Origin of the sequence: Fictibacillus sp. 23RED33 (assembly GCF_015903925.1) — a bacterium.
GTDB classification, from domain to species: Bacteria; Bacillota; Bacilli; order Bacillales; family Fictibacillaceae; genus Fictibacillus; species Fictibacillus phosphorivorans.
Map to the genome: position 1 here is coordinate 235112 of NZ_JACZDX010000001.1, position 14214 is coordinate 249325.

Consider the following 14214-nt stretch of genomic DNA (forward strand, 5'->3'; position numbering starts at 1 on the left):
TGATGGAAACAAAAACATTAAATGTAGAAGGCATGACATGTGGCCATTGCAAAGCGTCAGTAACGAATGCACTAAATGAACTAGATGGAGTGAAAAACGTAGTGGTTCACTTAGAAACTGGAAAAGTGGATGTAGAAGTAGATTCCTCGAAAGTGACAGATGCCGAAATGCGTGAAGCGATTGAAGATCAAGGATTTGACGTAAAGTAAATGTGAAAAAAGCCTCTCCAATCGGAGGGGCTTTTTTATTTAAGCATTATTAAAGGTTACCTTTAAGTGCTTTTGCTACTTTTGCCACGCGTTTGCCTAATCGTGAAGCCATTGTTTTTTCTGCATCTTGAGGTTGTTGACTGCCATCTGCTCCTGCAACCGTCGAAGCCGCATAAGGTGAACCTCCGATGCCTTCTGAGGTCATCTGTTCAGGGTTTTCTCCATAAGGAAGACCAACGTATATCATTCCAAAATGCATGAGTGGGACAAAAGAAGTAATAGCTGTTGATTCTTGTCCACCATGTATTGTATTTGAACTTGTGATCACGGCAGTGGCTTTGCCCTCTAGATCACCATTCGCCCAGAGCCCGCCTGCAGAATCGAGTAATTGTTTGATTTGTGCTGGCATCATGCCGTATCGTGTTGGAATTCCCCATACAATACCATCTGCCCATTTTAAATCGTCAAGTGTAACCTCAGGAATATCAGCCTGTGCTTCTTGTGCTTTTACATAAGCATCTTGCTGAGACATGTATTTTTTCGTAACTTCAAATTCAGGAACTTTTACCACTTTTACATCCGTGCCTTCAACTTGCTTTACACCTTCTGCTGCTGCTAGTGCCATCTCATGAATATGACCATAAGAGCTATAATATACAACCAAAATATTAGCCATTATATTACCTCCTTAATTAATGTGACTCTTGTACACTTCCCGTTTTTAACCATTTGAAATCATAAAAAAATCCGCCTGTGAGTTTCAGGCGGTCTGCTTTAATAATAAGGATAAGGATATGGATAGGGCGGGTAATAAGGATACGGGTAAGGCGGATAATAGGGGTATAAAGACAAAGCTGCAAGAGTGGCGAGCGGGAAAATCTGACGATAATATCGTCGGTAATACGGATTTCCATTCCATTGGCGCTGATTCTGCTGATTTGTTTGTTGTTGCTGCCCCTGTTGGCTCTGCTGTCCAGGTTCACTCGCCTGAGATGTTTGTTCTGTTTGAGGGGTTTGTTGCTGCGTTTCTTCTGCAGGCATCATATTTTGCGGCACCATCATATATACATTTTTTTTATCTAAATCAGTAATAATGCCTTCGACTTCTTGACCGTCACGCGTTTTGATCGTGACATGGTAATACATGTGAGACTTGCACATTTGGTGCATGTTATCTGCACGAACTTGGTCAACTGCATTCGTTTGTGCATCCCTCATCGTAATCACTCCTTCCCATGTTATTCATATTTGCCTTCAATCCTAGTTATGTCTGTACATGAAAATTGTTTTGTAAATGGTGTTTCTTAAGCTGCAAGAACAAAAAAAGAACCGCTTATATAAAAGCAGTTCTTCACCTTAACTTTTTTCTGTGCTTTGAAGTTTTGTTTTAAACATTCGTTTGAAAAAGCTGAATACTGTTTCAGCCTCAAGATAATAAAACAGTTTAAAAAGCAGGCTGCTAAGTAAAATACCAGCAACGACATCTAGTACAACATGTTGTTTAACGAAAAGTGTCGACAAGATGATACTGTAAGCAATGGTTGAGACAATGATATCTTTTCTTATCGTCCACATCTTACTATGGCGAATACCTAATATCATGAGATAACTACTCAAAACATGAATGCTTGGAAAACAGTTGAATGGTTGGTCAGCGCCATAAACATACTGAACCATCTTTGTGAGTATGCCACCTTCAACTAATTCGGGACGGGGAACCGTGGTTTGAAAAAAGAAATAAATCACATAACATACCAGCATTCCCACACAAAAACTTAATAAGGTCCGATAATAAATGGCTCTGTCATAAACACAAAAGTAAACAAACATTAGAAAAATAAAAGCATACCAAAGTACATAAGGTACTATAAAAATCTCTGCAAATGGGATTTGGTGATCCACTGCTGTAATAAGTTGCCTCGCCCCGCGTTCCCCATGATTTAATACTTGATAAATAATATTCAGTAAAGGGATAGAGAGGAGAAGACATAAAGCTAAAATATTCTCTTTTATAATACGCAATACGAACTACTCCTTTATCTATATCATCAGCTAACTAACATATTCCCGTTTTTAAAGGTTTTACACGTTTTTTAATACACCTTATTGAGGTTACCATATTATGGTTTATTTGTCATAGGTCATGAGACGTATTCTACTATAAATTTTATATCAATTTATCGTTATGTCTAGTCTTCCCAAGTAGGGTTACAATTTCTTTGCCACAATTTGCGTCAAGTAGTAAATGTACCCGTATATTATATATTCAGACGATTACTTTTTGACTTTTCTGATAAAAGGAATATAATGGAGGTACAACCGTAAGACCTAATGCATATTTAACCTCTTTGAAAGGGAGTGTTATGGATGTATGTAGGCAATACCATAAAAGTAGACCGTTATAATGGTGAGTATTTTATGATCAGCCAAAACTGGCTGATGGAAGTGGTCTGGAACAAATATAACATGCCATTGCACGAGTTTTTATTAGCGTATGACAAGTCAGACAGTGACTACATCATGTCACTCGCAGAACGGCAAAGGATTCAATATCAAATTGAACATGATGAAGACTACCTGTACATTGGGTAGTTTTTTTATTTTACGTATGTCAAAAGCCCCTCTTCCTACATACACTGTGTTTAGGATTCAGGGGGAGGGCACATATATGGCTAAAAAAAATGCAAAGAAGACAATAAAAAATAAATATGACAGTCAGGTTAACAAATACCAGCACACACAAAAGATGGTTACAAGTGAGACATGTATCGCCTGTAAGACTCAATGCGTAAGAGGATTAGCTTACATGGAAAGAATGTCACAGCCAGGTGCTATAGGCAAAGGAGTACCCTGCCATCTGACAAAAGGAAGAGGACATAAATAAGGGTAATTGTGTTCGCTGGCCTATTTAGGGGCCAGCTTTTTTTTGAAGGGTTTTTATAGGTAGAGAAGTGAAGAGAGGGTTTTGTGGGAATTTCTTGTGTACGACAATAACGGATTTCTGTTATTTAGGGATTTATGATCGATACCGAGGGTTTATGATCGATGTTGGGAATTTATGATCTATACGAAGGAATATGTGATTCATTCCCGAAAATTTCACCCAGCCCACAAACCATATATCAACAACCTCATCTACGACTCAAACACCGCCAAAGACGGAATCATCTGTCGTGTGGTACACTTTGTTTGGCTTATATTACCATAAAAAGGATGATACATATTTATGATCAAAGCAAATCGCTATTTTCATTTTTTATGGAGTGGACAGGCGCTCGGAAATTTAGGAGACATTCTATACATTATTTGTCTGATTACACTTGTATATAATGAAACGGGATCTGTCCTGCACATGGCTTTAATTCCATTTGCGAAGACGATGTCCTTGCTCGTCTCAGGTTTTATTGCACCTTTATTTATTGAAACGTACAAACGAACAAGTTTGCTGATCAATACGCTGCTCCTTAAGACAGGGTTATTATTCTGTTTATGTTTATTGAGTTTATATGGCATACATACTGGTATAACTTATGCTCTTTTATATGTTTTAATCGTCGTTGTTTCTCTACTCGAAGGAATAGGAAATCCTGCAAGAAGATCAATGATACCTGATCTCGTAGAAAGTTCTGAGCTTGTAAAAGCAAACAGTTTTATTAGTATTGCCAACCAGACCTCTATGCTTTTATCCTGGCCACTAGGCAGTGTGCTTTTAGTGATATGGGGTGAACAAAACATGCTCTGGGTCACTTTTCTTTTATTTGTAGCAGCGACTTTACTTACAACACAAATAAAGGTTAACGAAAAAGAGAACGTTCAATCACAAGAATCCAAGTGGCACACGATGAAAGAAGGTTGGCAACTGATTTTTCAATCTAAAAAGCTTACCACATTAACGGTTATGGATGTGCTTGAAAACTTCGGTCATGGGGTGTGGATTGCCGCGATCCTTTATGTTTATGTTGAAACGGCGATCGGAAAAGGAGAAGCATGGTGGGGTTACATTAATGCGTCTTTTTTTGCAGGGATGATGGTAGCGGGTCTCGTAGTATATCGGTTTTCTAAGAAGATGGGATCGCATCTAGGTTTTGTTATTATGACTTCTACAGTTTGTTTGATGTTACTAAACGTCTGGTTCGGTTTGACTTCATCAGCTTGGATTGCCTTAATCGTTTCATTCGTTTTTGGGTTTCCGCAGATGGCGCGTGATGTTTCTCAAAACACTCTGATCCAAGAATCCTATAGAGATAAACAGCTTGCAAAAGTTTACGCATCTCATGGAACACTTGTTTATGGGACATTTGGAATAGCGACTTTAATACTCGGTTGGTTTGCAGAAGAATTTGGGATTCGTGAGACATATATTCTCGTGAGCTTTCTGTTTTTTCTTTCCTTTTTGATAGCATTCCTAAATCGTAAATTCCTACATTCATACCAGAAAAAAGACACTTTAGAACATGAGGTTATATAGATAACCTATCAATTCTATCTAATAAGTTGGGAAAACTGCTTGTATTTTACTAAAAAGAAAGCACATGTTCTCCTTCAATTTTCCCAATACAAAGCAAGTCGGCATCCTGTTACAATAATTATACACCCTCTTCCCAGCAAGACGGGTAGAAAAGTAACAGGAATGGGTGAATACCTTTGAAAAAGAAAGTACTTGTCTATTTGTATCCACAATTTAGAGAAGTTGAAGTAATGACGACTTTATCTATCATAGGTAAAAAATACGAAGTGCTGCCTTTCTCGCTGTTGCCAGGAACTGTTACTAGTGAATGTGGTTTACTGATGCAACCTACGATAAAGATGAAGAATATTAGCCCTATTGATTATGAGATGCTAATCATTCCAGGAGGAAAACAAGCATTTACACAAGGGAATCCGAGACTTCTGCATCTGTTGCAAGTGTTCAACAGAGAGAATATTAAGATTGCAGCTATTGGGAACGGCGCAGTTATTCTAGGACGAGCCGGCATATTAAACGGCAGATCATATACCGTTTCTTTGCACGAAGATGAATTTGCTAAAACTAACAGCTGGTTGAATGGTACTTATCAATCCAAACAGATTGTAGAAGATAAAAATCTGTTAACAGCAAAAAGCCATGCTTATATTGATTTTGGTTTAACGATCGGGGACCGTTTGCAATGTTTTGACGGCCTTGAAGAATATAATTTTTATAAAGGCACTAGTTCCTTTTGATGGAACACTGAATTTCGCTCCCCCTTATCGCTTTCTGGCTATTAGCTAGAGAGCGTTTTTTATTGGAAAAAAATCACTAAAATAAATTATGATAATAATTAAAAGTTTAGTGCTTGACAAAAGTAAGTTATGGAATTATGATGTAAAGGAATCAACTTACTAAAGAGAAGTTAATCACTAATTACAACAGATATTAAAAGGAGAGAATCACAAATGAAAGTACTTTATATTAATTCAAATCCAAAACCAATGGATCAATCTTTCGGACTTCGATTAGGACGTCACTTCTTAAACGAACTAACTAATCAAAATGAAAACATTGAAATCGAAACGGTAAATCTTTATGAAGAGAACATTCCGTTTATTGATGCAGATGTTCTAGATGCTTGGGGTAAATTAGCTGCTGGCTTAGAGCTTTCTCCATCACAAGTTGAAAAAACAAACCGTATGGGAGAAATTTTAGAACAATTCCTTTCTGCAGACATGTATGTATTCAACACACCGATGTGGAACTTGAGCTATCCTCCAATGCTTAAAGCATATATCGATAACGTAGTAATGGCAGGTAAGACATTTAAATATACGGAGAACGGCCCAGCTGGATTATTAGGAGGGAAGACTGCCGTACACATTCAATCTCGTGGCGGTGTGTATTCTGAAGGTCCTGCTCAAGCATTCGAGTTCACGAACGGATATCTTCAAGGTGTGATGGCATTTATCGGAATTACTGATTATCATCATGTATTTACAGAAGGTATGGCAGCAGCTCCAGATCGTGCAGAAGAAATTTTGGCTGATGCAAGAGAAAGAGCTACAGAATTAGCTAAGGAGTTAGTCGTAGCTAAACGCAATGCATAATTTTTGACTTTAACTGATAACCCACTATAATTGGTGGAATAGTAACGAGGTGTCAACGAAATGTGGCACCTCTTTTTTGTAGAGAATTCTAGAGAAATGTGGGATAAGGAGTGGAAAAAATGAACGAAACATTCAAAGTTATGGAAGAACGCTCTTCTGTTCGTCTGTATCAAAAAGATAAAGAAATCCCGAACGAAACACTTCATCAGATCCTTGAGATGGCAGGAAAAGCACCATCAGCATGGAACCTTCAGCACTGGCGTTTTATTGTGATAACGTCTCAAGAACAAAAAGAGAAACTTTTTCCGATTGCTTATAATCAAAAGCATGTGCTAGATGCGTCTGCAGTTGTAGTCGTCTTAGGAGATACAGAAGCAGATAAAGTGGCTGCGGAAGTATTCGAAAAAGCTCCAGAAGAAGCAAGAAATATTTTATTGAAAAATATCAACTCTGCCTATTCACAAGGTCGTGCAGTTGGTGAGAGAGAAGCACTAAAGAACGCATCACTCGGTGCGATGCAGCTCATGCTTGCCGCTAAAGCAGTTGGAGTTGATTCATGTCCGATGACAGGGTTCGATCATGCTGCAATAGTGCCAGCACTCGGAATTCCAGAACGATTCATTCCTGTGATGATGATTACATTAGGATATGCTGACGGCCCAGCAAAACCTACAGAGCGCTTTGATATCGATCGCATTGTCATGCATGATAAATTTGAAGAAAAATAAATATTTCATTCTAAGCAGTTGTGCCTAATATCGGCATAGCTGCTTTTTTTCATAGCACTATCACTATAGTGCCAAGTTTTCTTAATGGGAAAATGTGCTATCATACAAGTAAAATCAGTTTTAATAAGGAGTTAGTATGAGCACATTAAGCATCTCAATATTAATTACCCTCGTTATTATCATTTTTGTCGTTATTATTTTCGCAGCAGCTATAACAAAAGGGTATTCTTATAAGCATACAATCGATCAGTTAGATGACAATCCATATCTGAAAAATGAAACAAAAGAAAAAGAAACAAAAGAAGGTAAGGAGCGTTCATAAGAAGGGATGTAAGAGGATGAAGTTTGTAATTGAACCTAAACCACCTTTTGACTTTCAAAAGATGATGCAGCGCCTCACAGTTACAGGAAAAACGCATGTCTTAAAACTCAATGAACAATTTACAGAATACGAAAAAATAATCAGAATCCAAGATGTTTCTTGTTATGTAAAAGTAGTATCCAGCGGTACTGTTACAAGCCCTGTTCTGAGTTGTAAGGCTATACCTTTAAATGGTTTAATATCTGAGGATGCAGTTAAGAAAAAAATTCAACAGCTGTTCTCAACTGAAGTCGATCTGTCGCCTCTTTATAACCACTTTTGTGAAAACGAGAAATTGGATGGAGTACTACAACGTTTTAAAGGATTAAAACTCCTTACAGACACTGATCTATTTGAATCCATTGTAAAGATTATTATCGGTCAACAAGTAAATTTAACTTTTGCTGGAACCTTGACCGAACGACTTATTGAACTCGCTGGTGAAAAAGTGGAGGTAGAAGGAAGTACATTTCAAGTCTTTCCAGCTCCAAATCTCGTTGCAACGCTTAAGTATGAGGACCTTCGTAAGCTTCAATTCAGTCAGAGAAAAGCAGAGTATATTATCGATCTGGCAAAGCTGATCTCAGACGGAACTATTGATTTTGAAAGCTTATGGAATATGTCAGATGAAGAAGTGATGAAAGCGCTGTTGCCGATTAGAGGGATAGGGAAATGGACGATCGAATGTCTTTTAATCTTTGGTATGGGGAGAACCGATGTACTGCCCGCTGCAGATATTGGATTAAGAAATGCCATCCGTCAAGTTTGGAAGTTAGCTGAGCAACCATCAGAGGAAGAGGTAAGGGTGCTTGCGCAGGATTGGACACCATGGCGTACATATATCACGTATTATCTATGGGAGAGTTTAAACCAGACTCCTACAGTTGTGGATCATACTTAATAAAAAGTGAGGGGCATTCTTAGATGCCCCTCACCTTTTTCATTTATAATTCTTTACCTAAAAATTCCGCGACCGCCTTCATGCCATATATATTTGCCTCTGCTTCAGCATCTCGGTTGTAGTTTGTATTCGTGTTTACATCATACGCATATACGTTTCCACTCTTGTCTGTAATGATCTCAATGCCGGCAAACGTAATCCCGTTTGCGTCTAAGAACGCTTCATAACTTTCTTGATTTGGTAGAACAAAGTCTTTAAGAATCTTAAACTTTGGTGTTGGATTCTCTGGCTGGTCTGTAATTGGACAGAATTGATCACCAATCTGGCAAGCGTCAGCCGGACAAAGTTCGAATCCATCAGAAGTATCTACTTGAACGGCATATAAAAATTTGCCGCCTATAAATTCGCAGCGCACAATATAAGGTTCTGGTGCTTCGATATAATCTTGCAAAAGAGTGATTCCGTCGATGGATTCATCAAAATTTTCCGACTGTACATAAGACTCTAGTGCATTCTGGGTTTGGAACAATTGAACCCCAAGCCCTTTACCCGCACGGTTGTGTTTTGTAATGAAAGGGCCGTTAAATTTCGTTGCAGCATGTATCAGTTCATCTTTTCCGTAAGCTGCAATCGTTCGTGGAACAGGTATATGAAATGCTTTTAATGCGCTGTATTGTTTCACTTTACTGATCTCGAGCTGAAGGGCTCTTGAGTCGTTAAATACTTTACGACCATAGCTCTCAAGCCAGGATAGTACCGCTGATGTATATTCAGGCGAATATCTGTGTCCTCTCGTATGAGAGGAGGCACTCATTCTGTTATAGAAAATACCTTGTGGGGGAGCTTCTGTCAGATCTATGTGTCCTTTTTTCATATGCCAATCTTCATAAGGTAGACCGAGCTCTTCAAAACGTTGGAATAACGGAGCAGTCCATTCGCTATTCTCATGAATCACATATATTTTTTTTGTCATAATATCCTCCTTGTATGCTAGAAATCCGACTATTTATATAATATTAGTCTATATTAAATGAGGTGGTATGAACAGAAAAAGAAGCCGTCTTATTTCGGCTTCTTCAAGTGATCCGACTTTTCGAATTTTTTCAATGCACTTACATACTGATTGTACTCAGTATCAGAAATGCTCTCTTCACCGTAACGTACTTTTTCGTATGCAGCTAGAACAGAATCTGCATCTTTTCCGGAAAGTTCAAGTCTTTGAAACCAGTTCACAGCAGATTCACCAGGTTGCCTTCCGAATCCTTTCTTGTCCAATACTTTTTCAAAGTGCAAAAATCTTTTTCTTGTTCTATCTTTCGACTGAAGCCATCTTTTTTTACCGATCATCTGGCTGTTAGCATATGTACTATCAAGAACTGAAATGTTTCCGTTTACCAATAAGCTGGACTGGTTGTTGAACACATTCCTCTTTTTCCAAAGAAAGAAAAGAACCATAATGATAAGAATCGCGATTGTCGTGTATAAAAGTATGGGAGATTCTGCTAGTGTTTCAGGACGCTGTTCTAAGACATCTGTCTGATTACCTGTATTCACCTTTCCCTTTTCCTCCATTATAAACAATTGTTTAAGCATTTGGATTAACGGAGGAAGAAGGGAGATTACCTTCCAGAGTGGAACCGCTAAAATATAATACAAAATAAAGAACACACCGTCTAATGCCCAATAAAGTAATTGTTTTAAAGGTCCTAATATAGCGAGAATCACTCCGCTTAACCCAACTAGCGTTAAGGGAACCATAAAATCCTTCATTACAATTTGAATCGAATCATTCTTAAAATAATGCAGAGTCATTTTAATGAACAGCATAAGCATGAATTGGATCCACACGGCTCCATACATCACCGTAAAGCCATCCTTAAAAAACAGGGATAGAAGTAATGTTAACACGGCGCTAATTGCAAAGATCAATTCAAGATCTGTTTTAAAGGAATCATTCCAATTTTCTGCGCTTCTCCACATCAGGACGAATGAGATCAATATGGATAGTATGAGGGAAGAAGTCATGAACCAGAACAATAGTGTTGATACAATAACAAAACAAAATAGTGTGATTTTGAATAAGTTTGGTTTGTAGAGATACAACGCCCCGCTTATCGCTACAATCAGGATCAGATTTGCAGTGAACCATCCGAACTCAAGCCAAGTTGCTCCTCCTGAAAAGATGGTCAGCATTATGAAAACAAGCATGGCGTCAAAGCTTAAGTTCATACCGTAAAGAGTAAATTGCTGACTTTTCTTTAACATGATGCGACCTCCGATGAAAAGTATGGCATCAGAATGGCATGTTCTTCGTTGTGTTCGACATAAAAGGTTCTCCCACCTGATCTAGACCATTTCTTAATCAAGATCTGAGAATTCGGATCTGTAGGAATATGACCTAAAAAAATGACAAACGGACTCGTACCAACAAAATTACGATCCATCTTATTCCACATGATCTGAGGTTTGACGATGACATTGGAACGATCAATTCTCGCCAAACCTTCAAGGATACTGCTTAAGTGAACCGCTCCGCTCCCGGTTGGTACATGATACATTCCGATCGGGCCAGGAACTTTAAAGTTAATGTATACTTCAAAAGGTATTCCTTTTTCCGCCGCAAACTGACACATGTATGCCAAATGGCTGATCTCGCTCTCCATATCCTCAGAAGATTTCATCTCTTTATGATCAGGGAGTATCGTATAAACAAATGTCCAGTGATACACCACTGTTTTTTCAAAGACCTTCGTTTGAAGAGAGCCTGACCGTGCCGTAGCTTTCCAATGTATTTTATGAAAAGCATCTCCAGGAGCGTATTCTCGGTTCCCTGCAGGCAGAGAAACGTTTTCAAACAAAGCGAAAGGTCTTACAGATTCACCACTGCCTTGAGAAAATAGATGCTCAATTCGATGAACAGGAAGCGGTCTAGGATAAACAACAATTTCAGTTGGGAAGATCCCCATATAAGCCAATGCTTGACCACTCAATGAAAGAGGATCTTGTACCTGCAGTGTAAGATTGGAAATTCTTGTTGTTCCTCTTTTTGTAGCAGTAAAGGGTATTGTTTGTGTAAAAACAGTTTTGCGATAGAGTGCAAAATGACGTTTAACTTCAATTCTTCCTTTTGCAGTGTTGTTCGATTCAACATCTCCTGTGACAGATATAGGTGCTCGGTGTGTGAAGATGAGTTCGCCACGATAAGAAGGCCATCTTCCCTTATGAAGAAGTTTTACATAGAACTGATCCGTATCACCAGGAAACAAACGATGAACTTGTTTTGAAGTATCTAGTACAATCTCATTTATTGCGGACTTAGATTGCAGCAATAGCGTTCCATATAAAAAAATGATGGCCAGCCCTAATAAAAATAGAAATGAGATATTACGATAAAAGCCAATCAAAAGTATTATGGGGCTGAAAACAACTAAGACCCGAAAGATGGATTTAATCCATACCTCGCTGCGCCATTGCATATTATCTACCCGCCTCAGACTCTACAGGGACTATAGTTGCTTCAAGAATCTCTTTTAACACTTGGTCTTTCGTCTTTCTCATCGTTCCTTCCATCGTTAATACTAAACGATGAGTTAATACATACGGTGCGACGAATTGAACATCGTCTGGAGTAACGAATGTTCTTCCCTGAACATAAGCAGCGCCTTGAGCGGCTCTCATGAAAGCAAGGGTGCCACGAGGAGAAACACCGTTCTCAATAAACTCATGACTGCGAGTAGCGTGAACAATGGACAGTAAATAATTTTCGACACTATCACTAACATGAATGTGCTTCACTTCTTCTTGCATGACTAATATATCTTCTAAAGAGAAGACTGGTTCTAAAGAGTCTTGAGGATTTTTTTTACGATACATGTGAAGCATTTCTTTCTCTTGATCATAATTTGGAAAGCCAGATGGCAATTTCATAAAAAAACGATCAAGCTGTGCCTCAGGAAGCGGGAATGTTCCGTGAGATTCAATAGGATTCTGTGTGGCAAGAACTAAGAAAGGAGACGGAAGGGGAAGGGTTTCACCATCAATCGTAACCTGTCTTTCTTCCATCACTTCTAATAGACTGGATTGAGCTCGTGGCGTCGCACGGTTAATTTCATCGGCTAATAAGATGTTAGTCATAACCGGACCGGGACGCAGCTCAAACTCTTGATGCTTCGGATGAAAGAACTGTATGCCCGTAATATCAGCTGGAAGGATATCGGGTGTGAACTGAATCCTTTTAAATTCTCCCCCTATCAACCGAGCGAGGCTTTTTGCAAGTACTGTTTTTCCTGTTCCAGGAACATCTTCTAATAATAAATGACCTCTATTGACTATCGAAATCATCGTTAATTCAACAAGTTCTTCTTTCCCTGTTAATACTTCTGCTATTGCATTTTTTATAATTGTCATCTGATCCTTCATGTTCATTTATGTACATCCTCTCAAAAATGTTAATTTAACCTTATCATTATTATAATATTTAGAAAATAAAAAAATGTAATATTTTTGAAATTTATGTAAACATAAAAAAACTCACAGCTTTAAAATAAACTGTGAGCGAAGGAGAAATGAGGTACATTTACCTCATCTCATTAATTTAAAATTGTAATATTTATGCTTTTTCTTCCCCAATTAATGGCATCAGAATAGTTTTTCATAAATACATCGATTTCTTTACCATTGATTCCACCACCGGTATCATCAGCTACAGCATATCCATAGCCAGGAACATAAACAACAGATCCGATAGGAATAACATTTGGATCAACAGCGATTACTTTTGCATAAGGAATTTCTTTTAGATTTGTACCATTGAAAGTTGTACCGCTGCAGCCTTCACAACTTGCCGTATAAGCAGTCGAAGCAACAGTCATACTCTTTTTTGTAACGTTATTTTGAATGCTGTTAAACGTTTGAGGTCCAGCAATACCGTCTACGGATAAGCTTTTAGCTCGTTGATAATCTGTTACGGCTTGTTTAGTAACGGGACCATAATAGCCTGTTGTTACAGCGAAATCATAGAATCCTAGCGCTTTTAATTTTCCTTGAAGTTCATATACGTCATTGTCCCAAGTACCCGGTCGGAGAGTGTGATCCCCCATTGCTGCAAATCCACTAACGGGAGCAGAAACGAGCAATCCGAATGCTAGAGCCCCTGTAATTACCCATTTTTTTATCATGATAACTCCTCCTAATATGTATAATTGGTTAAATACGCCTCGGTTGCCAATTATACTAATCGAATGTAACAAACTCATTAGGAGAAGATAACAAAGAGATTACATTACTATTTTCATATAATAATAGGTAATTATGGAATTTAATAGATAATGATTATGTAGGTTCGTTTAAGTTGATAATCATTCTCTCTCAAACGACAAATTTCCCAGGAAATAGACAAAAATTACGAGTTGTCGCTAGGTTCGCTAATAAAATCATCTAAGCGATTCAATAACTGATCTAATTCCTGACTGCAGATCACTGTTTCTTTAGCGGTTAAACCATATGTTTTGCCCAGACATAACAATACTTCACGTTTTTCCTCAATTAATTGCAATAACATGTTCTATTCACAACTTTCATGAGAGATTTTATCTTCACTTAATATGCAATAAATTTACAAAAAGAAAAAGGGTTTCGGCTAAAATAGTGATAATGTTACAAAAAACTACAATATTGAAGGGAAGGAATGTCGAATTAAGTTCGAGAGGGAAAGTAGTGTTTTAGTTGAAAAAGTAGAAGGTTACGTTGAAATAAAAAAACGACCTAACAAACAGCCGTTTTTATACTTTCTGTTCAAATTTAGAGTACTGGTTCAATAGTTGATCGAGCTGTTGGCTGATCGTGACCAATTTGGGGTGTGTTAATTCATAGTTTAGTTGGTTTGAAATTCGATATAATTCTTCTCTTAATAAACGGATTCGTTCTTGAATATTTTTTTCTATCATAAGTGGTTCT

Annotated in this window: 19 protein-coding genes; 9 read left to right on the forward strand and 10 right to left on the reverse strand. The window is 38.0% G+C overall.

Translation table 11 applies throughout. The features are described 5' to 3' along the window. Positions 1-2 precede the first annotated feature (2 nt). Positions 3-209: a copper chaperone CopZ gene (copZ, locus tag IHV09_RS01245; RefSeq protein WP_197128141.1), complete on the forward strand. Its 207-nt coding sequence runs from the start codon at positions 3-5 to the stop codon at positions 207-209. Between the two features lie 49 nt (positions 210-258). Here copZ and wrbA read toward each other — a convergent pair whose 3' ends face one another. From wrbA to IHV09_RS01260, 3 genes are all read right to left on the reverse strand, one after another. Beyond that, positions 259-885, reverse strand: a complete 627-nt coding sequence (gene wrbA / locus IHV09_RS01250; protein ID WP_197190760.1) for an NAD(P)H:quinone oxidoreductase — start codon at positions 883-885, stop codon at positions 259-261. Between the two features lie 98 nt (positions 886-983). Then, positions 984-1427: a hypothetical protein gene (locus IHV09_RS01255; RefSeq protein WP_197190759.1), complete on the reverse strand. Its 444-nt coding sequence runs from the start codon at positions 1425-1427 to the stop codon at positions 984-986. A gap of 138 nt (positions 1428-1565) precedes the next feature. Beyond that, positions 1566-2231, reverse strand: coding sequence for a phosphatase PAP2 family protein (locus tag IHV09_RS01260; RefSeq protein WP_197126961.1), 666 nt, complete (start codon positions 2229-2231; stop codon positions 1566-1568). 345 nt (positions 2232-2576) lie between these two features. On the opposite strand from IHV09_RS01260, the gene IHV09_RS01265 reads away from it, so the two are divergent. The 8 genes from IHV09_RS01265 to IHV09_RS01300 all read left to right on the forward strand — a co-directional run bounded on the left by IHV09_RS01265 (position 2577) and on the right by IHV09_RS01300 (position 8259). Continuing rightward, positions 2577-2801 carry a hypothetical protein gene (locus IHV09_RS01265; protein ID WP_197126962.1) on the forward strand — a complete coding sequence of 75 codons (225 nt, stop codon included), beginning with the start codon at positions 2577-2579 and terminating at the stop codon, positions 2799-2801. A 76-nt stretch (positions 2802-2877) separates the two neighbouring features. Further along, complete coding sequence (locus IHV09_RS01270; RefSeq protein ID WP_197126963.1) at positions 2878-3093, forward strand: hypothetical protein; 216 nt, start codon at positions 2878-2880, stop codon at positions 3091-3093. A gap of 342 nt (positions 3094-3435) precedes the next feature. Next, entirely contained in the window at positions 3436-4677 is a 1242-nt protein-coding gene (locus IHV09_RS01275) for an MFS transporter (RefSeq protein WP_197263428.1), read from the forward strand. Positions 4678-4853: 176 nt separating this feature from the next. Beyond that, the gene (locus tag IHV09_RS01280; RefSeq protein ID WP_197126965.1) at positions 4854-5411 is read left to right on the forward strand and encodes a DJ-1/PfpI family protein; all 558 of its coding nucleotides are present in this window, start codon (positions 4854-4856) and stop codon (positions 5409-5411) included. Between the two features lie 213 nt (positions 5412-5624). Then, positions 5625-6269 carry an FMN-dependent NADH-azoreductase gene (locus IHV09_RS01285; protein ID WP_197190755.1) on the forward strand — a complete coding sequence of 215 codons (645 nt, stop codon included), beginning with the start codon at positions 5625-5627 and terminating at the stop codon, positions 6267-6269. Positions 6270-6388: 119 nt separating this feature from the next. After that, a complete protein-coding gene (locus IHV09_RS01290) occupies positions 6389-6997 on the forward strand; it encodes a nitroreductase family protein (protein ID WP_197126967.1) in 609 nt (202 codons plus the stop codon). A 136-nt stretch (positions 6998-7133) separates the two neighbouring features. Further along, the gene (gene ytzI / locus IHV09_RS01295; RefSeq protein WP_197190754.1) at positions 7134-7319 is read left to right on the forward strand and encodes a YtzI protein; all 186 of its coding nucleotides are present in this window, start codon (positions 7134-7136) and stop codon (positions 7317-7319) included. A 16-nt stretch (positions 7320-7335) separates the two neighbouring features. Then, positions 7336-8259, forward strand: a complete 924-nt coding sequence (locus tag IHV09_RS01300; RefSeq protein WP_197263429.1) for a DNA-3-methyladenine glycosylase family protein — start codon at positions 7336-7338, stop codon at positions 8257-8259. A gap of 43 nt (positions 8260-8302) precedes the next feature. On the opposite strand, the gene IHV09_RS01305 is transcribed toward IHV09_RS01300, so the two are convergent. The 7 genes from IHV09_RS01305 to IHV09_RS01335 form a co-directional block, all read right to left on the reverse strand. Continuing rightward, positions 8303-9232 carry an ATP-grasp domain-containing protein gene (locus IHV09_RS01305; protein WP_197263430.1) on the reverse strand — a complete coding sequence of 310 codons (930 nt, stop codon included), beginning with the start codon at positions 9230-9232 and terminating at the stop codon, positions 8303-8305. 89 nt (positions 9233-9321) lie between these two features. Then, positions 9322-10524, reverse strand: coding sequence for a DUF4129 domain-containing protein (locus IHV09_RS01310; RefSeq protein WP_197263431.1), 1203 nt, complete (start codon positions 10522-10524; stop codon positions 9322-9324). Then, the gene (locus IHV09_RS01315; RefSeq protein ID WP_197263432.1) at positions 10518-11735 is read right to left on the reverse strand and encodes a DUF58 domain-containing protein; all 1218 of its coding nucleotides are present in this window, start codon (positions 11733-11735) and stop codon (positions 10518-10520) included. Before IHV09_RS01315 ends, IHV09_RS01310 begins: the two co-directional genes overlap by 7 nt. 1 nt (position 11736) lies before the next feature. Then, positions 11737-12684 (reverse strand): AAA family ATPase, encoded by a 948-nt coding sequence (locus IHV09_RS01320; RefSeq protein ID WP_231618096.1) that lies wholly within the window; start codon positions 12682-12684, stop codon positions 11737-11739. A 164-nt stretch (positions 12685-12848) separates the two neighbouring features. Then, positions 12849-13436: a 3D domain-containing protein gene (locus IHV09_RS22750; RefSeq protein WP_197126973.1), complete on the reverse strand. Its 588-nt coding sequence runs from the start codon at positions 13434-13436 to the stop codon at positions 12849-12851. Positions 13437-13660: 224 nt separating this feature from the next. Then, entirely contained in the window at positions 13661-13819 is a 159-nt protein-coding gene (locus IHV09_RS01330) for an aspartyl-phosphate phosphatase Spo0E family protein (protein ID WP_137790428.1), read from the reverse strand. A gap of 220 nt (positions 13820-14039) precedes the next feature. Next, positions 14040-14204 carry an aspartyl-phosphate phosphatase Spo0E family protein gene (locus tag IHV09_RS01335; RefSeq protein WP_197126974.1) on the reverse strand — a complete coding sequence of 55 codons (165 nt, stop codon included), beginning with the start codon at positions 14202-14204 and terminating at the stop codon, positions 14040-14042. Between the last annotated feature and the right edge of the window lie 10 nt (positions 14205-14214).